Source organism: Limnohabitans sp., from assembly GCF_023910625.1.
Lineage (GTDB): Bacteria > Pseudomonadota > Gammaproteobacteria > Burkholderiales > Burkholderiaceae_C > Limnohabitans_A.
This window is the reverse complement of record NZ_JAAVVW010000003.1, coordinates 2,134,557-2,154,915: the sequence shown is the minus strand read 5'-3', so window position 1 is coordinate 2,154,915 and position 20,359 is coordinate 2,134,557. Positions and strand designations below refer to the sequence as shown.

General features: G+C 56.5%; 19 protein-coding genes and 1 pseudogene. 5 read left to right on the top strand and 15 right to left on the bottom strand.

Annotated features, from left to right (window positions below):
- Positions 1 to 99: 99 nt before the first annotated feature.
- Positions 100 to 210, bottom strand: a pseudogene (locus HEQ17_RS13710) (helix-turn-helix domain-containing protein); the annotation flags it as partial.
- A gap of 349 nt (positions 211 to 559) precedes the next feature.
- Between HEQ17_RS13710 and dapD the strand changes: the two are divergent.
- Complete coding sequence (dapD, locus tag HEQ17_RS13705; protein WP_296293251.1) at positions 560 to 1,537, top strand: 2,3,4,5-tetrahydropyridine-2,6-dicarboxylate N-succinyltransferase; 978 nt, start codon at positions 560 to 562, stop codon at positions 1,535 to 1,537.
- A 66-nt stretch (positions 1,538 to 1,603) separates the two neighbouring features.
- Here the strand turns inward: dapD and HEQ17_RS13700 are convergent, their stop codons facing one another.
- The 11 genes from HEQ17_RS13700 to HEQ17_RS13650 form a co-directional block, all read right to left on the bottom strand.
- Positions 1,604 to 2,134 (bottom strand): hypothetical protein, encoded by a 531-nt coding sequence (locus HEQ17_RS13700; protein ID WP_296293250.1) that lies wholly within the window; start codon positions 2,132 to 2,134, stop codon positions 1,604 to 1,606.
- Between the two features lie 212 nt (positions 2,135 to 2,346).
- Entirely contained in the window at positions 2,347 to 3,177 is an 831-nt protein-coding gene (locus HEQ17_RS13695) for a Bro-N domain-containing protein (RefSeq protein WP_296293249.1), read from the bottom strand.
- 59 nt (positions 3,178 to 3,236) lie between these two features.
- Positions 3,237 to 4,568: a type II toxin-antitoxin system HipA family toxin YjjJ gene (gene yjjJ, locus HEQ17_RS13690; protein ID WP_296293248.1), complete on the bottom strand. Its 1,332-nt coding sequence runs from the start codon at positions 4,566 to 4,568 to the stop codon at positions 3,237 to 3,239.
- 135 nt (positions 4,569 to 4,703) lie between these two features.
- Entirely contained in the window at positions 4,704 to 6,812 is a 2,109-nt protein-coding gene (locus HEQ17_RS13685; protein ID WP_296293247.1) for an acetoacetate--CoA ligase, read from the bottom strand.
- A gap of 84 nt (positions 6,813 to 6,896) precedes the next feature.
- Positions 6,897 to 7,238 (bottom strand): hypothetical protein, encoded by a 342-nt coding sequence (locus HEQ17_RS13680; protein ID WP_296293246.1) that lies wholly within the window; start codon positions 7,236 to 7,238, stop codon positions 6,897 to 6,899.
- Positions 7,239 to 7,242: 4 nt separating this feature from the next.
- A complete protein-coding gene (locus HEQ17_RS13675) occupies positions 7,243 to 7,809 on the bottom strand; it encodes a cob(I)yrinic acid a,c-diamide adenosyltransferase (protein WP_296293245.1) in 567 nt (188 codons plus the stop codon).
- Between the two features lie 57 nt (positions 7,810 to 7,866).
- Complete coding sequence (locus HEQ17_RS13670) at positions 7,867 to 8,307, bottom strand: hypothetical protein (RefSeq protein WP_296293244.1); 441 nt, start codon at positions 8,305 to 8,307, stop codon at positions 7,867 to 7,869.
- Positions 8,308 to 8,438: 131 nt separating this feature from the next.
- Positions 8,439 to 9,959 (bottom strand): hypothetical protein, encoded by a 1,521-nt coding sequence (locus tag HEQ17_RS13665; RefSeq protein WP_296293243.1) that lies wholly within the window; start codon positions 9,957 to 9,959, stop codon positions 8,439 to 8,441.
- Positions 9,960 to 10,535: 576 nt separating this feature from the next.
- Positions 10,536 to 10,880, bottom strand: a complete 345-nt coding sequence (locus tag HEQ17_RS13660) for a hypothetical protein (protein ID WP_296293242.1) — start codon at positions 10,878 to 10,880, stop codon at positions 10,536 to 10,538.
- Positions 10,881 to 10,900: 20 nt separating this feature from the next.
- On the bottom strand, positions 10,901 to 11,104 hold the full coding sequence (locus tag HEQ17_RS13655; protein WP_296293241.1) for a hypothetical protein: 204 nt from the start codon (positions 11,102 to 11,104) through the stop codon (positions 10,901 to 10,903).
- A gap of 82 nt (positions 11,105 to 11,186) precedes the next feature.
- Entirely contained in the window at positions 11,187 to 11,489 is a 303-nt protein-coding gene (locus tag HEQ17_RS13650) for a hypothetical protein (protein WP_296293240.1), read from the bottom strand.
- A 115-nt stretch (positions 11,490 to 11,604) separates the two neighbouring features.
- Here HEQ17_RS13650 and HEQ17_RS13645 point away from each other — a divergent pair, with 115 nt between their 5' ends.
- From HEQ17_RS13645 to HEQ17_RS13630, 4 genes are all read left to right on the top strand, one after another.
- Positions 11,605 to 12,183, top strand: coding sequence for a sigma-70 family RNA polymerase sigma factor (locus HEQ17_RS13645; protein WP_296293239.1), 579 nt, complete (start codon positions 11,605 to 11,607; stop codon positions 12,181 to 12,183).
- Positions 12,184 to 12,338: 155 nt separating this feature from the next.
- Complete coding sequence (locus HEQ17_RS13640; protein WP_296293238.1) at positions 12,339 to 12,875, top strand: hypothetical protein; 537 nt, start codon at positions 12,339 to 12,341, stop codon at positions 12,873 to 12,875.
- On the top strand, positions 12,872 to 14,239 hold the full coding sequence (locus HEQ17_RS13635; RefSeq protein ID WP_296293237.1) for a caspase family protein: 1,368 nt from the start codon (positions 12,872 to 12,874) through the stop codon (positions 14,237 to 14,239). The genes HEQ17_RS13640 and HEQ17_RS13635 overlap by 4 nt, the downstream gene beginning before the upstream one ends.
- A 57-nt stretch (positions 14,240 to 14,296) precedes the next feature.
- Positions 14,297 to 15,724 (top strand): FAD-linked oxidase C-terminal domain-containing protein, encoded by a 1,428-nt coding sequence (locus HEQ17_RS13630; RefSeq protein WP_296293236.1) that lies wholly within the window; start codon positions 14,297 to 14,299, stop codon positions 15,722 to 15,724.
- Here the strand turns inward: HEQ17_RS13630 and HEQ17_RS13625 are convergent.
- The 3 genes from HEQ17_RS13625 to HEQ17_RS13615 are packed head-to-tail and all read right to left on the bottom strand — an operon-like array spanning position 15,716 to position 20,342.
- Positions 15,716 to 16,888 (bottom strand): benzoate/H(+) symporter BenE family transporter, encoded by a 1,173-nt coding sequence (locus tag HEQ17_RS13625; protein ID WP_296293235.1) that lies wholly within the window; start codon positions 16,886 to 16,888, stop codon positions 15,716 to 15,718. The two genes, HEQ17_RS13630 and HEQ17_RS13625, sit on opposite strands and share 9 nt — an antisense overlap.
- Before the next feature lie 11 nt (positions 16,889 to 16,899).
- A complete protein-coding gene (locus tag HEQ17_RS13620; protein ID WP_296293234.1) occupies positions 16,900 to 18,639 on the bottom strand; it encodes an ATP-binding protein in 1,740 nt (579 codons plus the stop codon).
- Positions 18,636 to 20,342, bottom strand: a complete 1,707-nt coding sequence (locus tag HEQ17_RS13615) for an ATP-binding protein (protein WP_296293233.1) — start codon at positions 20,340 to 20,342, stop codon at positions 18,636 to 18,638. Before HEQ17_RS13615 ends, HEQ17_RS13620 begins: the two co-directional genes overlap by 4 nt.
- Between the last annotated feature and the right edge of the window lie 17 nt (positions 20,343 to 20,359).

The following is a 20,359-nucleotide window of genomic DNA, read 5'->3' as shown; positions in this document are numbered from 1 at the left end:
TAGCTGCTCAGGGCTTGCGTGAATCAGCAGCGCAGCACTGGCCAGTGCGCGCTGTGAGCCGTGCAGCCTATCAGGCCAGTCCCAGGGCCACTGCGACGTCTTGAGCCATTTTTTGACCGTGTTGCGCGACAAACCCGTGCGCTTGGCTATCTCGCTGTGGGAGAGTTGCTCGCGCAACTTCATGCGCCTGACCTTGCCTATCATTTCCATGGTGATCACTTTCTTGCGCTCCTGCTGAAATATTCAGCAGAGCAGTTGAACACCCTGGTCAATTTTGAGTCGGCACTCCTAGGTTTAGATGGTCAGTTTTCGGTCGGCGGCAACACCCCACCCCGATGCCATTCTTGTGCCCATGCTGTTGGATTTCCTATCCATTTGTTCCCAGGGTTTTTATCCTGCCAATTCAGGTCCGCGCTGCAACACGGTTGACCACGGTAACCGGTCAGCACAGACAGCGATTGAGCGCAGTCAATGCGCTCGATGACACATCCCCGATAATCACCCCTTCCCATTTTCAACGGCCCGCCAGCATGGCGGGCCTTCTTTTGCGGAGCAAAACATGAGCACATTCCAAACCACCGGCGCACGCGCCACGGGCCTGGCCACCATCGCCGCTGACGGCACCGTGCTGGACACCTGGTTCCCGGCCCCCGAACTGGCTGCCGACGTCGCCGCCAGCGGCAGCACCCGCCTGACCCTGGCCGAAGCCGTCGCCGCACTGGGCGCTGACGTGGCCCAAGCCCTGGTCGCCTGCAGCGTGCGCAACGCCACCGTGGTCGCCGTGCGCACCGAGATCAAAAGCCTGGCCGACGCGCCCGCCGACACGCACGACGCCTACCTGCGCCTGCACCTGCTGAGCCACCGCCTGGTGTTGCCGCACGGTGCCAACGTGACCGGCATCTTTGGTCTGCTGCCCAACGTGGCCTGGACCAACTTTGGCCCCTGCGCGCTGGCCGATGTGCCCGCCGCCCGGTTGAAAGCCCGTGGCACTGGCCGCGTGCTTGAGATCAAGGGCCTGGACAAGTTCCCGCAAATGACCGACTACGTGATCCCATCGGGCGTGCGCATTGCCAACGCCGACCGCGTGCGTCTGGGCGCGCACCTGGCCAGTGGCACCACCGTGATGCACGAAGGCTTTTGCAACTTCAACGCCGGCACCTTGGGCGCCAGCATGGTCGAAGGCCGCATCAGCGCAGGCGTGGTGGTCGATGACGCCAGCGACATCGGCGGCGGCGCCTCCATCATGGGCACGCTGTCGGGCGGCGGCAAAGAAGTCATCAAGGTCGGCAAGCGTTGCCTGCTGGGCGCCAACGCCGGCATCGGCATCTCGCTGGGCGACGACTGCATCGTCGAAGCCGGTTGCTACATCACCGGCGGCAGCCGCGTCCAAATGCCCGACGGCTCGGTCATGAAGGCCAAAGAGTTGTCCGGCAAAAACGGCATCTTGTTCCGCCGCGACTCACAGTCGGGCGCGTTGCACGCGATCCCGCGCAACAAGAGCTGGGGCGAGTTGAACGCTGAGTTGCACAAGAACTGATTCGGTTGAAGCTCAAAACGAAACGGCGTGCCTGCTAAAGCGGCACGCCGTTTTTGCTGGCGCACATCATTTCCACTCGCCCACAGACCACACCTCTACACCCATCTCGCGCTCCAGGTTAGGCTGTCGTCCTGGCCCTATACCTGGGCACATGAAGAACACATATTTGAACGTTGCGAATGTTTGACTGACTTTTTGACGGTCTTTCACCAGCTTTCTGTTGCTCGTCGTGCTCACAGCAGCAAAAACTTCCGCGGCCAATTCGCCGTTTGCGCTTGCAATGTCCGAGCCTGGAGCTGTGCCGAGATTCACGGTAAATGGAGCAAGCGATGGGTGCAAGGCCATGAGTTTTTTGACCGCCTTGACCGATGCCAAATAAGTAAAAGTCTGGTTGACCTGCTCGATGAGGTTCAAGGGCCTTCCGGCATCTAGGGGATCACGACCGATAGGTCGAAATTTGATGTTCTCAAGCACCTGAAGACCCCCTTGATGCTGCATCAAGCTTTGCAGCTGTTCGACGGCATGATCCGCAGATTTTGAAAGCTCAGCCATCAGGGCATCTGCTTCGTCGGTCGTGTGTATGAGGCGGGTCTTCATGATCTTCCCATCGTTTTTATGTCGCCAGGCTATTCAAATAATCCCCAGCCCTCGCAATCTGGATGTCGCCCAGCGTGTAGCGGTGCCGCGCATCGCGCATCACCTGCACCGCTTATACCGGGGCTTTTTCCTTCGCAAACCGTTGCAAAGCGCGGTGCGGTTTTTCGCCGGAGAGTGTGCATTCGACCAACTGGGTGCGCTGGTTTTCTCGCTCAACGAACCCGTTTTTTCCCAGATGGTGGCGGCAGAAAATTGCTCCCGGTCACCACAAGCTGCCCCGTCAGTTGCTCTAGGTCTTCCTTGGCACGTTTGGCCACACGCCCGCCCGCGACACCCGCTTTGGCGTTTTCGCTCAAGCCTTGCGCCTGTTCTTTCTGCGCAATCTGGCGGGTGGACAACTCCGCCAGCGCCGTGAATATCAACTCAGCCTCACTCATGTGATCGCGCAGGTTTTGGGTTTTCAGGGTTTTAAGCGCCTTATGTTCCTTGACGCTGACGCCCGCCCATTCCTGGTGAATCAGGTTGGTCAGCAGGGCAAACTGATCCGAGCCTTGCACGCCGTGTGTCTGCCAGTAATCGGTCAGCTTGTTGCGGGTTTCCTGCCCGGTCATGCGCTGCTGAATCCACTTATCGCTGCGCCCCATTTTTTGCCAGTTTTCGCGGGCGCGGTCCAGGCTTTGCGCCGGATCGGCGATTTCCTGCATGCGCTCGTAGCCCACCTTGGCTAGCCATTGTTTGAAGGGCTCTGCCTTGGGCGAAGGGATGGACTGGATCAGGCGCAAGAGTGTGGGCACATCGGCGGCCAGGGTTCTGCGCATCACCCCAGAGGCACTGGGCATGGCGACCTGGGGACAATTTGTCCCCAGGTAGCTCCCCAGCTCTGCATCTCGCTTGCGTAATTTTTTGAGGTAATCCGTCGGGTTGGTGGAATCCGTCAACACCCGAACCACATCGACCACCGAGAAATACCATTTCTCTTGCGCCTCATCCCAATGCGAACGGACATGGATGGATTCAAAAAGCTGTATCTCGTGATCGGTCATTGAAAGCCTCCTTGATGCGTCCATCGGCGCGTGTTTCTTGTTCACACCAATGTAGCGTTTCATGCCTGAGACACCAAGCACCTGTTCACTCGCGCCACAACTCGGAAGTCCTCACTGATCCGGGCATCTGCCGCTGCGCTTTGCCAGAACTGCAAGGCAAGCGCCTTCGCCTGCGGCCAGACGCTCAGGGTGTGGGCATTGGGGCGTGGCAGCTGACTGGCCCAATCGCGTTCGACCACCTCGCCCGCCACCGGGGCGTAAAACATGGGCAGCATGTCGTAGGCGGGGGCCAGTTGCCAGCGGTGTTGGTGCAGCAGCAGCGACACATTGCCGTGGTGGCGGTCGGTGTTGGCGATCAGGGCGCCAAAGGCATCGAGCAGGCACAGCGTCTGGATGTCGGTGACGCTCAATTTTTCTGCGCCTGCTCGCCCAGTCTGCATGGCGGTGGCCGCCCATTGCGATCCGATGCCGATGTAGTGCGCGTCGTACATCTCCAAAGACACCATGCCCATGCGCCCCTGCACCGTGCGGTCAAAGCGGCGGCTTTGCAAAAAGACGCGACCACCGGCCTGCACGATGTCGGTCTGCGCGGCGGCAATGCCTGCGGTTTGCAAGGTTTGCAGGGCCAGGGCCTCGCACACCAGCAGGTCGCGCCAGCGCTGGTCGGCCGGGGCGTCGCCTGCGGGCGAGAACTTGACCAGCACGGGCAAGCCGTCCTTTACCGCGCCAAACTTGGGCTGCTCGCCCCCCGCGCTGGAGCCCGGGGCGGCACTGCCCAAAGCCTGCAATGCCAAATGCGGGTAGTCGCGCGCCGAGTCGGTCACCAACGGAGCCGCGCTGCGGTTGGGGGGCAAGGCCAAATAACGGTCGAGCGACGCAGCGCCCACCAGCAAATTTCCGGGCAAGTCTTCGCCTGCGCGCACCAACGCCAGCAGGATGTGGTCGTCGCTCCAGTGCGCCAAGTGGGGGGGCAAGGCCAGCTCAGCATGCACCTGCGCAAAGGCGCGGCCCAAAAAACCTTGGGGTCGGGTGTCCATCAAAAACCAGGGCAGGCTGGGGTGAAACGCGCTTTGGCCATGGACCTTGTCGGCTTCTTCCATCCAGAACCCACCACCAACCAGCGGGTAGAGCGTGCCAAAGAGTTGCAGCTCGCCACTGGGCAGCACCTGATGAATGAGCACCTGCCGCCCAACACCAGGCACATCACGCGGCAGCAAATAGCGCTGCGCACGAGCAGCTCCTACCTTGATCACCTGGCCCGACGCCAACAAGGGGGCCAGCAGGCGTGAGGCCGTAGGCTGGCTCACGCCCAGCCGTGCCTGCAACTCGGGGCTGCTGGCCTGGCCGTTATGGCGTCGCAGGGCTGCAATCAGGTTTTCGGCGTCGGTCATTGAATGAATAACTGAATAAATACGCCGATGATACGGGCGTTCTAAGCTGTTGTCATTCAATGATTTTTAGAAATTTTCTCTTGTTTAATGGTTTTTTCATGAATGGTTACAGACTATGTGTGCCCCTTGGCCAGTTCATGCCTTAGCCAAATGCTGCTTGGCCAACTCCACATACCAATCCAAGCACCACGGGTTGGCCATGGCGTCCCTGTTGACGACCTTTTCCAGTGGCTGGCCGAGCATGAGTTTTTTGATCGGAAGCTCCTGTTTTTTACCGGACAGGGTGCGCGGGATCTCGGCCACCTGGAAGATCTCATTCGGAATAAAGCGCGGGCTGAGCGCCACCTTGATGGCGCTGTTGAGCTTGGCCTTGAGCGCATCGTCGAGCGTTGTGCCGGGGCGCAACACCACAAAGAGCGGCATGTAGCTTTCTTTGCCCAGGTATTCCAAATCCACCACCATCGAATCCATGACTTCGGGCAGGGCCTCCACCGCGCTGTAAAGCTCGCTGGTGCCCATGCGCAGGCCGTAGCGGTTGATGGTGGCGTCGCTGCGGCCAAAGATCACGCAGCCTTCGCCCTCGCCTTTTTTCTCCGGATTTCCGTTACCAATGCGCAGCCAATCGCCATGACGCCAGACGCCGCCCATGCTGGCCGGGCCGTCGCCGCCGCCGGGTTGGCGTCCATGGCCTGCAGGGTACATCTCGAAGTAACTGGCCAGATAACGCGCGTTGTTCTGGTCGCCCCAAAAGTACAGCGGCATGGACGGGATGGGCTGGGTGCAGACCAGCTCACCCACTTCGCCTTTGACCGGCTCGCCCGCTTCGTTCCAGGCCTCGACCGCGCAGCCCAGTTCTCTGCACTGCATCACGCCGGGCTCTTGCGGCAGCTCGCGGTGGCCACCCACAAAGGCGCCCGCAAAGTCGGTGCCGCCCGAGATGTTGCACCACCAAATGTCGGTGCCAATGGCCTTGAATTGGTCCACACCCCAACTTTGGGTTTCGGGCGACAAGGGCGATCCGGTGGTGCCCAAGGCCCGCACCCGCGACAAATCACCACAGCGCTCAATGTCCACGCCGGCCTTCTGGCAGTTGGCAAAGAAAGCAGCACCCGCACCAAAGAACGTGACCTTTTCTTCAGCCGCCATGCGCCACAAAATGCCCCAGTCCGGCTTGTCTTTGCTGCCGCCGGGGTTGCCGTCATAGATCACGCAAGTCACGCCATTGAGCAGGCCTGCCACCTGTGCGTTCCACATGACCCAGCCGGTGGAGCTGTACCAGTGAAAGCGCTCGCCCCAGCTGTTGGGGTGGTAACTGCAGCCGATGTCGTTATGCAAGATCTTGTTGGCCAGCGCCACGATCACCGTGCCACCATGGCCATGCACGATGGGCTTGGGCAATCCGGTGGTACCGCTCGAATAAACAATCCACAGCGGGTAGTCAAATGGAAGCCACAGGGGCACAAAAGCCTGCACGGCGGCATCGTCACGCGCCGTGAGGGTTGACATCTGCACGCTGGCACCCACGGCGCAATGGGCCAAGTCGAGGGTGCCCAAGTTTTCGTGAATGATCACATGCTGCACGCTGGGCAAGGCATCGCGCAGCTCCTGCACCACACCCATGCGGTCAAAGTCGCGTCCGCCGTAGCTCACGCCATCCACAGCCACCAGCACTTTGGGCTCAATCTGCTTGAAGCGGTCCAGCACAGCGTTGGTACCCATGTCGGGCGCGCAGATGCTCCACACGCCACCAATGCTGGCCGTGGCCAAGAACGCCACCATCGCCTCGGGGATGTTGGGCATGTAGGCGGCAACCCGATCGCCCGGCTGCACACCCTGGGCTTGCAGGTGCAGCGCCATGGCCGCCACTTGGCGGCGCAGTTCGGGCCAGGTCATTTCGCGACGCAAGCCTTTTTCGTTGTGGCTGATGACGGCCAAAAACCCTGCGTCGTGCGCGGGCTGCACATGCCGCAGCACTTGGTGCGCGTAATTGGTCTGGGCCCCAGGGAACCACTTGGCTCCGGGCATCACGTTGTTGGCCAACACCGCCGTGGGCGGCGTGGGCGACTGAAAGTCGAAGTAATCCCAAATGCTTTGCCAGAACGCGTCCAGCTCGGTCACCGACCAACGCCACAGGTCGTTGTAGGTGGCAAAACTCAGGCCGCGCTCATCGCGCAGCCAGTTTTGGTACAACCGAATTTGGGGCAAATGAGGCGCAGGAATAGAAGGGCGTGTCACATTGTTCATGGTTTGCAGCGTAGCAGCGCCTGCGCTGCGCTGTCACGCGCAAGAACCCTGAAACATGCACCTAGGTGACAGGCCGCGCTGCGCTCAGCCGGGCACGGTTTCGCAACGGCCCTGGCCGGTGGCATGGCCCCGAAAATCGCTTTGCCATTGGCGCGCGACCAAGTCAATCTGAATGCGTTCGTTGTCGAGCGCCGTCATCACGCCCTGGGGAATGAGTGAAAAACCATGGGGCTCCACGCCATCGATGCGCAAACTGCGGATGGCTTTTTTGTCCCAATCGATGCGCACCTCGCGCACCCAGGTGCTGCGCTGCGGCAGGTAGGCCACGGCGCAACTGAGCACCACCGACGACGGCGCAGCCACAGCGGGGCTGAGCGCGCTCAGGCTCAACACAGCCCACCCCAAGGTGTGCAAAAGCCTGCGCACGTTTTCAGGCCGACGTTTCTTTGTTCATGCGCTGACTTTTCCAGTACACATCGTCGCCACCATTCATGCGGTTGAGCACGCGGGCCAGCACAAACATCAGGTCGGACAGGCGGTTGAGGTATTGGCGCGGGGTGTCATTCAGGGCTTCTTCGTTGCCCAGCGCCACGCAAGCGCGCTCTGCGCGGCGGGCCACGGTGCGGCACACATGGGCTTGCGCAGCGCCACGGGTGCCCGCGGGCAAGATGAACTCTTCGAGCTTGGGCAACTGGGCGTTGTACTTTTCAAGGGCCACGTCCAAGGACGCCACCGCTTCTTCCTTGAGCAGCTCAAAGCCGGGGATCGACAGCTCACCGCCCAAATTGAACAGCTGGTGCTGCACTTCCACCAGCACCTCGCGCACGTCGGCAGGCATGTCTTCGCACAACAAGACGCCGATGTTGGAGTTGAGTTCGTCCACCTCGCCCATGGCGTGCACGCGCAGGCTGTTTTTAGACACGCGCTGGTTGTTGCCGAGGCCCGTGGTGCCGTTGTCCCCGGTGCGGGTGGCGATTTGTGTGAGTCGGTTGCCCATGGAGTCTTTCTGTATTCGGTGTCGATCGTGCGACTGAGATCGGGATGCGGCCTTAGCTTAAGTCTTACGGCCCAAGTCAAAAATGTTCGCATCCTCTTGAGTCAGCATGATTTTTTCCATTCTTGGCCGCAAATCGATGGCTTGTTCGTCTGGCGCAACGGATACAAAACCCCATTTCTTCATGAGCTTGCATCCGATTTCTGATGATCCTACCCCAAGCAAACGCGCCGGGAACGGGCCGTGGTTTTTGAAGACTTCTGGTACGGCGCCACACAAACTGGCAAAAGCCAGCGCCGCCCTGGCCGGCTTCTCTTGCCGCAAATCAGGACTCACGATCATGCTGCCGACGTACCGAAGGCCAGTAAGGGTGTCTGCTGGCGAGAGGATATCGCGCTCGTGGATGGATTTTTTCGGTAATAACGCATCAGCTCTTCTGGTTGTCGGTGCATCCCTTTGCCGTACGCCTGTTCTTACCATTGGCAGATGGTTTGCATGCAACGATATTGATTTTTATCGGTCAGGTTCAGTTTGTAATAGTTGCCATTCGAATATAAATCTATTCAATTGCATCGAATTTTGCCTACCAGTACTTTCAGAGTTCCATTTGCTAAATATCTCGGCGTCGTCTTTCAGGTGCCGACCCACCAGCATGTGTTGCGCTCCCCATCCCCACGCGTACACATCGCGGGAATGTGACTCAACCACCCGGCCATGATTTTGCTATGAAGCTCGCATTTTTCGACGTTCGTAGGCTTGGGCAAGCGATTCATGAATATCCAATGATTTCTACACTGACTTGGCTTTTCCATAAGCTCATCAACAAGATGGTCAAACCCCATCTCTTTTTTATCATTCTCAGAAAAGAATCGATTCGGCCCTAACCCGCCAACCTTAGAGGCTTTACGCAACCTAGAGAGGACTTCACCCCATTCAACAGAACCATTTGAGATGTCATGGCTATCGATGCAGTTAGGCACCGCCGGGGTAAATTCAAAACATTTACTAAACTGATTATAAATTTCTGAGTCCTTGAAATTGGCGAGCCACGGAGGATCAGGAAAATCTTCAAAAACAATAACGCAACGGTCTAATGCATCTAAATTAGCAAATAGAAACCGCGGATCTTGATCTCCTGCAATATATATTAAAAATAACTCTTGGGTGTCTTTAGAATTAATTATTTTTCGATGTAAGTTTTTTATTTCTATTTTACTTACATCACAATAAAAGGAATCGAATAAGCGCTCATTTGATTTGGAAATCTCATCAAATACATCGCGAATAGCTTCAAAAGTTCCCATGTCCATAAATTCATGCTCAATGTAATATAGCCATTCTGCAGATACATCGGATTTGCTTGTCAATTCAAATGCTGCTGAAAGCCTTTTTTTCAATTCATTATTTTTGATTTTGCGAGATGCGTGTTGCGAAGATTTATTTGCAACGGACGAAAGATTCTGAGATATTTTCAAATCCTCATAATTAATTTGTGCTAGCGCCTGATGAATTAACTTGTATTTTACTTCCGAGGGAATCACTATACCTTTAGCGATATTGATCGTTGACTCAATAAGCTTTTGTGCCTTATCTATTACATCGGCAACGTAAATTTCGATCTGTTTGCGGTTGGATGTCAAATTTTTATCATTTGTTAGAAACGCATTAAAATCTATACAAGCCTCATAAAAGGCTGTAGTAACCGCAGTTAAATTAATTCGGCCAGTTCCCCTATCATTCGCATGACTCATATATTGCGACAAGTGATTAACCCATGGCTTAACGAGCTCTTCCTGACAGCCGTCCAACACATCAACAACTGTTTTATTTACAGGAGCACTCCAAGCCTTGTCATCGAAACGATTGGCCCGATAAAAAACCTGTAACATCTTTAGTCGCAAGGAGATTATTTGTAGCCCCTCAATGATACTTTCGCTCACTTTCAAAGCGTGTTCATACTCAGGGGTTGACTGCTCGGTAAGCTCAGCTTGTCGTTCTGATATTTTAATTACAACTAGTGCGCCGGCGTAAGCAACAGCGCTTGCAAATGCAAAAATGAACAAATTGCCAATCGTTTGACCATCCAAATTCCATGGCCAAGGGTTGAGGCCAACTTCTTTACCAGGTTCGGCATAAACCAAGTAAATAGACACCAGTGCCACACCAATAATCGATATAAAGACGAATATAATAGCCAATAGAAGTGATTTTTTTATGAAAGATATTTCATTTTTTGTAATTCCAAAGTGATTGAAACATTTAAACACAAATACTCTCCAAAGCCCGCGTTAACGGCATAATATTGGTTAATGGTTGACCCGCCATAAAAGTCATAAAATTAGCTTGCATGTACGGTGTACATTGCAGGTGGTCTAATATATGATGCCCTTCATTCTCAAACAATTGCCACGACCTCAGCAGCCATTCTGGCTTACCCTCATTTGTTTCATGAGTCAACTGATCACACCAGCCCGTCGTTGAGCTGACTTTTGCGGGCGTTCATTAGCAAGCCTCACCTTGCCGAAAAACGGCAAATAACCGGCCTGATATCACCGGCAAGTTTCCAGCGTGAACTCAAATCACTAAGTTCATTAGCACGCCCGCAAAAAATCATGTGAAACTCCGCCTTTTTTAATTTTCGAATTCAAATAAGAAGGGCAATACGGCTTGGTAAGCCGCCGAACATCTCGCTGATTTTCTTGAATCATCCTCCAGTTTTAAAAATCAGATTATTTAGAGTCACCTAAATGATTGAATTTTGTCAAAAAGAAGTGCGTCAAAAACACCTGTAGAGCCAGAAGAACTACAGAGCCGAATAGGTTCATGATGTCTTTTGCCGCCAACAACATAAAAATGCCTAACGGTAAAAAATATGCGCCAACACCAAGCAGCAGAGTTGTAAAATCTTTTCCCCGTTGGTTTGATTTCGTAAAAATTTGTACAGTTAATATTGGCAAAAATACCATCCCAAACAGCATGCCAGCGATTGGAATACATAACATGACAGCCCCAAACCACCCAAAAAACATTTTTTCTCGATTTTTTTGAGTTTCTTCTGAAACAGACTTGCTCATTTTTTTCCTTTTACTATTGATCAAATTAACACTGGGATATTCATGGACTCCGGCATGCCACGCGCCCACTCAATCAGCTTTTTCATGCCGTTCTTGAAATTGACGCCATTCATGGAGTACAACTGTTTGTCAGCCTCGTGACCGCTTGCGTTAATCATTGCCTCAGGGTGACATGCATAGCAGCAATTTGTTTTGAATGTACCCATCGCGATCATCACGAACACGGCATTTCAGCCGTGTTCATTCATTGTTTATAACTCATTGAGGTACAAATTTTAGTACCAAGTTTTGATGGGTTTGGATTTTTTACTGGTCGTCGCCATCATCGGACAACCAACGGCCAGCACTCGTCTCTTTGCAAACATGCCGTTTGGCTTGCTCCACAGACACGCTGCTCAAGACCGTGCCTTGCCCCAGCGGTCCCTCATAGGCGTATCCGACAGCGGGTTTTTCAGAATGCTCCACCCGGTAGGACTGCAGTTTGTAAGGCGCGCCGTTGGCACACGTCCCCTCCATCAATGGAGATGTCCAGGTCGCAGGAGCCTGGGCTTGGCTCGCACCCGCTGCAATCCACAGAGCCAAAACATTCAAAACGTTCGTGTGTTTCATGTCAATGCCTTCCAAAGTTGTTGATGACATTCCTTAGTCGTCATCCAACTTGAATTGGTTCACTTTATTTTTCATAAAGTCCTAGAATCGCCGCATTGCGCCATCCTCCACACCCATGATTGACTTGCCTTCCGAGGTCTTGAAAGACTTGCTGCACCGAATCGGGCCAGATGACCCAGCAGCGTTCGAGCAGCTGTACCGGTTTTATGCACCGCAACTTCACCGCTGCGTCATGCGTTTGCACAACAACCCGGCTGACGCGGAAGAGATCACCCATGACGTGCTGGTCGATGTGTTTAAAAATCCTCAGGGTTTTTTAGAGGAAGCTCGTTTCAGCACCTGGCTGTTCTCTCTGGCCAAGAACAAAGTCAACGACATTTGGCGCAAAAAAGGCCGCCGCCAACAACTGCTGCCAGAGACAGTGCCGTCTGCAGACAACGAGGCAGACACTGAAGCAGATCCTCTGTCTATCGTGATCAAACGCCAACAAGAGCAAGCGCTGAAGCGCTGCAGCAGTGCCTTGCCGTTGGAGCAACAAATCGCCTACCGAATGGCGTTTGTCGAAGACAAAAGTGCCGCCGAGATTGCGCAGGTACAAAAGTGTCCCGAAGGGACTGTGAAATCACGCCTGCACAAAGCCCGGCTTCAGGTGACCGATTGCATGCTGCGCTGGCAGAAAAAGGAGATGCGATGACCCCCCAGCTTTCTCCGTCAGATGAGCAACGTTTTGCCGAGGACTTACCCTTTTGGTCCAACGGCACACTTTCAGTTCAAGATGCGCAATGGATGCAGGCATGTCTTGATGCCCATCCTGAACTTCTACGTGATGTCAATGAAGTTCAACGCCAAATGGCGTTGAGCCAAACCGCGCAATGGCTCACACCAGAGGATGTGCGTCTGCAACGCTTGCGGGATGAGCTCCAAGGGGGCAACAAACAAGGGACCACAACAGATGCGCCAAGCATCAGGCCAATTGACAGACCACCCACGGGCAGCGCCACAACGGCCTGGTGGCGGCCTTGGCTGAATGTATTGGGTGGAGGCGTACTGGGGGTGGGCTTGGCACTCAGCACACCATCGTTATGGCAGCGGCCGGGTGAAATGCTGACCACTTCACCCCAATTCCGGGGCGAGCGTCCGCCCTGTAACGATCTGCCAGGCGTGCGAGCCGTGTTCAAACCGAACATGCCTTGGTCGGCTCAAGTGCAACTGCTCAGAAGCTTGCAATTGAACCTGGTTCATGGCCCCAACGAAGATGGCGAAGTTTGGCTGCGTGCACCGCTAGATACCCCCATGGCTCAAACCTTGACTTTGCTGCGCAACAACCCTTGGGTTGAGCAAGCGTTTGCCTCACAAGTTCAGCCACCCGGAACTTGTCAGCGATGAAACGCTTGCTGTGCGTGGCCCTTTTGTTGCTGGCAGGGCATTTGGGTGCACAAGAGGTCAAGCCTCCTGTTCTCCCCGATGTGCAACGCAATCAAACAGCCAAACACGCGCTGGTGATTGGCAACAGCCAATACCAAGGCTTCAATCGTTCTCTAAAGAACCCTGCCAACGATGCACGGTTGATGACACAAACGCTTACGCGTCTGGGTTTCGAGGTGCAAACCTCGCTGGATGTCACGCGTGAGCAAATGGCCGAACAGGTGGCCCGCTTTGCACGCGAGTTGCCAGCGGGTGCAACGGCTTTGTTGTTCTACGCAGGTCATGGCGTCCAAATTGGGGGAGCCAGCTATTTGATGCCCGTGGACATTCAACTGAGCAGCGAGCAAAGCGTGCAGCAGCGGGCCTATCCTCTGCGACGCATGTTGGATGAGCTGGGCGCAGCACGCTCGGCGGTCAATATCGTGGTGCTCGATGCGTGCCGAGACAATCCGTTTCAACCGCCGCCGCCTGTACGCTACCGCAGCACTGGCCCCATGGGACTGGCCAAAGTGCAAGCGCCTCGCGGCACTTTGCTGGCCTATTCGACCCAACCCGGCCAATTGGCCGCCGATGGTCGCGAATCGAACAGCGTTTACACCGCGGCCCTGGCCAGCACACTTTTGGAGTCTGGGCTGACCCTGGAGGACGTGTTCAAAAAGGTCAACACCCTGGTGCGCAACACCACACGGGACGATCAAATTCCTTGGTACGAGTCGTCCATCACGCAAAACTATTATTTTTTGCCCCCCCCCGATACCCAAGTGGTGGCCAGTGCAAGCCCACGCCAAAGCGGGGGCACACCCGGCAAGAAGCGCTCTGACCGATTGGCGACCCGCCAGCAGCCGCAACTTTGGTTCATGGGAATGACCGATGCGCAATGGAGTGAAATGGATTGGCAAATTCAGCAGCGTGTGCGCCATATGACTGAAGATGAGATTCCTGAAATGACTCAGTTGGCCCAAGCGGGCAATGTGATCGCCATGACCACACTGGGGATGCTTTACGAACAAGGTGTCGGCAAAACCCTGAACTCAAAAACAGGTGCCGTATCACGAACAGGCGGCAACAATACCTTGGCCAGACACTGGTTTCAAATGGGTGCTGATGAGGGTTTCCCGATTGCACAAACCTTGCTTGCTGAGAGTTGGCATGGCGCTGGCCGCAACAAAGAAGCCTTGTCATTGCTACAAAAAGCAGCCAAAGCCAACTACCCACGCGCCAAATTGAATCTTTTGCAATTGAGCGCCAACCACAAAGGGGCTGATCCTGCCTTGCTCTTGGATGCATTCAAATCCATGGTGAGAAGTACGCAACCAAGCCGTTGACGACATAATCTCTTTTCCAATTGGTCCATAACGAGGCCAATGTTTGAGGAGACACCCATGAACGCCCCAACCTCTGCCGCCCACCTGGCCCCCGAAATCACGCAACGCGCGGTGCCCGAGGCCTTTTTGACCGCGCTCAAAGCCCGCTTTAGCGGCAACTGCTCGACCGCGCTGGTGGTGCGCGAGCAGCATGGCCGCGACGAGTCGGCCTTCACCCATGTGCCGCCCCCTGCCGCCGTGGTGTTTGCCGAAAACACGCAGGATGTGGCAGACGCTGTCAAGTTGTGCGCCGAGCACAAGGTGCCGGTGATTCCATTTGGCGTGGGCTCTTCGCTCGAAGGCCATTTGTTGGCGGTGCAAGGCGGCATCAGCATTGACTTGATGCGCATGAACAAGGTGTTGACCATCAACGCCGAAGACCTGACGGTGACGGTGCAGCCGGGCGTGACGCGCAAGCAGCTCAACGAAGAGATCAAGTCCACCGGCCTGTTTTTCCCGATCGATCCGGGTGCCGACGCCACCCTTGGCGGCATGAGCGCCACGCGGGCCAGCGGCACCAACGCCGTGCGTTACGGCACCATGCGCGAAAATGTGTTGGCCCTTGAAGTGGTCACCGCAGCAGGCGAAGTGATCCGCACCGGCACGCGCGCCAAAAAATCGAGCGCCGGCTACGACCTGACCCGCCTGATGGTGGGCAGCGAAGGCACGCTGGGCGTGATCACCGAGGTCACCGTGCGCCTGTATCCCTTGCCCGAAGCCATCTCGGCGGCCATTTGCTCTTTCCCCAGCATCGAAGCCGCGGTGCGCACCGTGATCCAGACCATTCAACTGGGCGTGCCGATCGCCCGGGTGGAGCTGATCGACCACAACACGGTGCGCATGGTCAACACGCATGCCAAACTGAGTCTGCGCGAAGAGCCCCTGTTGTTGATGGAGTTTCACGGCTCGCCTGCGGGCGTGAAAGAACAAGCCGAGACGGTGCAAGAAATCGCCAGCGAGTTTGGCGGCAATTCGTTTGAATGGGCCACCACCCCCGAAGAGCGCACCCGCCTGTGGACGGCACGGCACAACGCCTACTTTGCGGCCATCCAGAGCAAACCCGGCTGCCGCGCCATCAGCACCGACACCTGCGTGCCGATCAGCCGCCTGGCCGATTGCCTGCTCGACTCCATCACCGAAACCGATGCCAGCGGCCTGCCTTACTTTTTGGTCGGCCATGTGGGCGATGGCAACTTCCACTTTGGCTATTTGATCGACCCGAACAACCCGCAAGAGTGCGAAACCGCCGAAGCGCTCAACCAACAATTGGTCAGCCGCGCCCTGCGCTTAGGGGGCACCTGCACCGGCGAGCACGGCATTGGCCTGCACAAGATGGACTTCTTGCGCACCGAAACCGGCGAAGGCGCGGTGGACATGATGCGCACCATCAAGCGGGCGCTGGACCCGCACAACATCATGAACCCGGGGAAGATTTTTTCAATGTGATGCTGCTTGACGTCGTGTCCACAACCACTGCGCCAAACCGCCGACCACCACGCCCCAAAAGGCCGAACCCACGCCCATCAGCGTCACCCCCGAGAGCGTCACCAAGAATGTGAGCAGCGCAGCCTCACGGTGCTGCTCGTCTTTGACGGCCACCGCCAAACCCGAGGCCATGGTGCCGAGCAAAGCCAAGCCAGCCACCGCCAAAACCAGCGCCTGCGGAAACGCAGCCATCAGGCTGACGATGGTGCCCCCCGCCAAACCCAAAGCGATGTACAACAAGCCCGCCGCAACCGAAGCGGTGTAACGGCGGCTGGTGTCGGAATGGGCTTCTTTGCCCATGCAGATCGCCGCCGTGATCGCGGCCAAATTGAGGGCGTAGCCGCCAAAAGGGGCCAAGACCAAGCTGGCCAAACCAGTCGCCCCCACCACGGGAGAGATCGGCGTGTCATAACCCGAAGCCCGCTGCGCCGCCACACCCGGCAGGTTTTGCGAAGCCATGGTCACCACAAAAAGCGGCAGGGCCACGCTGACCATGGCGGCACCACTCCAAGCTGGGCTCACCCACACGGGCACCGCCCAAGTCCAGGCCACACTGGCCAGCTGCAGCTGGCCTTGCAGTGCCGCCACCCCCATGCCCACCAACAACACCACGGGCACCGACCAGCGCGGCCACCAGCGCCGACCCAGCAGATAGGTCAGGGTCATGGCCAGCACCAACACCGGCGCATGCGCCACGGCCCCCACGGCGTCCAGCGCAAAGCGGGCCAACACCCCGGCCAACAAAGCACTGGCCAAAGCCAAAGGAATTTTAGACATCAAGCGTTCAAACCAACCGCTGTAGCCTGCCAGCATGATCAGCAACGCACACACCAAGAAAGCCCCCGTGGCCTCCGGCAAGCTCACGCCTTGGCTCACGGCCAATACCGCCGCACCGGGTGTTGACCAGGCCGTCAGCACGGGTTGCCGGTACCACAGGCTCAAACCCAAACTGGTCACGCCCATGCCAATGCCCAAGGCCCACATCCAGGACACCAGTTGTTCAGGGGTGGCCCCCAAGGCTTGCGCGGCCGAAAACACAACGGCCACAGAACTGCTGAACCCGACCAACACGGCAACAAAGCCAGCCACCAGGGTTGAGACCGAGACATCACGCCAAAGGCTCATGCAGCAGTACCTCACGCCAACAACAGCAGCTCAATTCGACGGCAAAACTGTTCGGGCTCGAAAGGCTTGAGCATCAAGTCACTCAGCCCTGCCGCCTTGAAACGCCCCAGGTCTACAGGATTGACATTGGCCGTCAAACCCAGCACCGGCACTTGCCGGATGCGCGCCTCAGGCTCCTGACGAATCAGCAGGGTGGCGTCAATGCCGTCCATGACGGGCATGACCATGTCCATGAACACCATGTCAACCGCCTGTTCGCGCAACAGCTCCAAAGTCTTTTGCCCATCCACAGCCTCCAGCACGATGCTCAGAGGCCAAGCGTTTTGCAGCACTTGCTTGAGCAACAAACGGTTCAGCGGGTGGTCATCGGCCACCAGAAAAGTCCAGGCCCGCCCGGCACTGTGCAGGGGCTGGTGCTGTTCAAGTGTCTGGGCGGGCGCTGCCACTGGCAACAAGGGCAAACGCAACCAAAAGCGTGAGCCTTGTCCTGCCACGCTTTCAAACCCGATGTTGCCACCCAGCAGTTGCGCCACTTTTTGGGAAATTGCCAAACCCAGACCATTGCCGCCATAAATGGTTTGCGTGTCTTTTTCGGCTTGCGTAAAACGCCTGAAAATCTGGTCTTGCTGCTCTTTGGCAATGCCAATGCCCGTGTCCTGCACCGAAAACTCCACCCCCGCGTCGGTCCAGTGCACCCCCAACACGACCGAACCCTGATGCGTGAACTTGAGCGCATTGCCCAACAAGTTCACCAACACCTGCATCAAGCGGTGGCGATCGGTGGTGACCCAAACGGGCAAGTTGTCATCCTGCACCAAACGGTAGCTCAAATTCATGCTGTCCACACGTGGCTTGAACATCTCAAAAGCGCGCTCGGCCAAGGGCCGCAACTCGAAGGTTTCTGGCTGAATGACCAGTTGCCCGGTTTGCAATTGCGAGTAATCGAGGATGTCGTTGATCACCGTCATCAGGTGGTCGGCCGACTGGCGTGTGTGGTTGAGCACCTTGAGGGCCTCGGGCTTGTCTTGCACGCGGGACAACAACAAGGCGTTGAAGCCCAGGATGGCATTCATGGGGGTGCGCAGCTCGTGGCTTACAGTGGCAATGAAATGCTCCCGCATGGCCGAGGTGTGCTCCAGCTCCTCTCGTTTGGCCTCGAGCTCCAGTTGGTGATTGCGGCTTTTTTCAAGGGCCTCGCGGTACATGTGGTCATAAATCAAGGGCACCACCATCAACACACAGGTCACAAAGGTGTAGGTCAAATACGACGACGGCACATGCTTGATGCCCGTCTCGAACGCCTGAATCCAGCCCAAATGGTTGGAAACCGCCATGACGACCTGCAACACCAGCACCACCGACATCCAGAAAAACCCCGCCCTGCGGTTGATCACATAAAAAGGGGTCAAAGGCAAAATCAACATCCACCCCAATCGGGGTGAATAAACCCCCCCGGAGACCCAAGCCCCATAAAACAGAACCAGCGCGCCAAGGCCAGTACCCACATGAACGGCCCCGTTCAAAGAAAAGCCCTTGTTGACCAACCACAGCAGCAGCAGCAAACAAGCCGCCAAAGAGCCGAAGATCACGGAGGCAAACGGGTAGGGACTGATCGCGACGAAAATCAACAACACCACGATCGTTATGCACATGAAGAAGAAGAAATACGGCATCTTGCCGTCTTGGTAACGCACAGGCAAATGGCTCACCAGGCGGGGCGCGCCCTGGCGCAGGCTGGCCAGCCAATTCACAGCTTGCCCTCCCGTGCGCGACGCACATATTGGCCCACCGTGGCCATCAACACCCCCATCTCGATGGGCTTTTGCAACACCTCTTGCATGCCTGCTGCCAAGCAGCGCTCCCGGTCGACCGGGTTGGTGTTGGCCGTGAGGGCCAATATGGGCATTTGGGCTGCAATGGCCGGAAAGTGCCGACGAATTTGCTGTGTGACCTGCAGGCCATCCATGTCCGGCATGATCATGTCAATCAGGGCCACATCGAACAACTGTTGATCGATCAAAGTGAGTGCTTGGGCGCCGTTGTCGGCCATGGTGATGTGTGCATTCGGCCAGCATTTTTGCAATATCAACTGCGCCACCATCAGATTCACCTTGCTGTCGTCGACCACCAGAATTTGCAGCGGCTCATCCGCCAAGGTGTCGTCTTCAGGGCTGCAGGTCGCGTCCGTGGATTGCGCCGCTTGCAAAGGAACATCGAACCAAAAGCGTGCCCCGCACCCCTCCTGGCTGTCTACCCCAATGCGCCCACCGTGCAAGGTCACCAGTTTTTCGCAGATCGTCAAACCCAGGCCCGCGCCCCCATAGGTGCGGTTGGTCTGAACATCGGCGTGTTCAAACCGCCGGAAGATGTGCGCCTGCAGCTCCACGGGAATGCCCCGACCACCGTCCTGCACCTCAAAAAGCAGGCGGTCGCCTTGCGCTTTGACCCCGACCGTCACTCTGCCATGGCTTGTGAATTTGATGGCGTTGTCGACCAGGTTGTTCAGGGTCTGCAGCAGTCGATGGCGGTCGCCATGCACCCGCGTGGGCAATGCAGCGTCCAGCACAAAATGCAGCGCCACGCCTTTGGCTGTGGCCTTGTCGCCATGGCGCTCTTGCAACTGATCCAGCAGGGATTGCAAGACAAAGTCCGAGGGGTTCAGGCGCAACCTGCCCGCCTGCAACTGCGAAAAATCCAGGATGTCGTTGACCACCTTCAACAAATGCTCGGTCGAGCGACGGATGTGGCCCACCACCAACAGTTGCTCAGGACAATCAGACAACTCTCGCTGCAATACGCCGTTGAAACCCAAAATCACATTCATCGGGGTGCGCAACTCATGGCCAACAGCGGCCACAAATTCGTCCTTGTGCGCCTGCGCCCGAATCAAGGCCTGATGCATGGCCTCCAGCTCCTCATTGCGCTGATTGAGTTTTCGCAATTGCACATTGTGCAAGTGTTCATAAATGCGAACCCCCAGGATCAGGTTCAACAACGCCAGCATATGGTTCAAAAAAGCCCAGGTCACCACCGATGAGGACACCTGGATGTGGCTGCTCATCCAGCCGACCCTGGTCAACCAGGCCAAGCCTGCAATGGACAGCAGCATGACGCCCATCCACACCATCGAGGCCGGGCGACCCAAGAACAACAACACGGGGACAGACAGAACATTGAGCCAAATCACGGCCGTGGAATTGATGCCGCCCGTCTGTGTGGCCGTGTACAACGTGAGCAGCACACAAAGCGCAGTGACGGCATGCACCAGAAAGCCAAAAAGCGCCCGGATACGGACCACGGCAAACAGGCTTAACGCCAAAGCGGAAACCACCAAATTGGCCTGCGCCACCGCCGGTATGGGCGTGAACAAAAACCCACAAAAGGTGGTCACGCACACCAACATCAAATAGATGGTGAGCGACTCCAGACGCAAAAAACCCTCTGGCCAGAACAAGGTCCGCCACCAGTTAT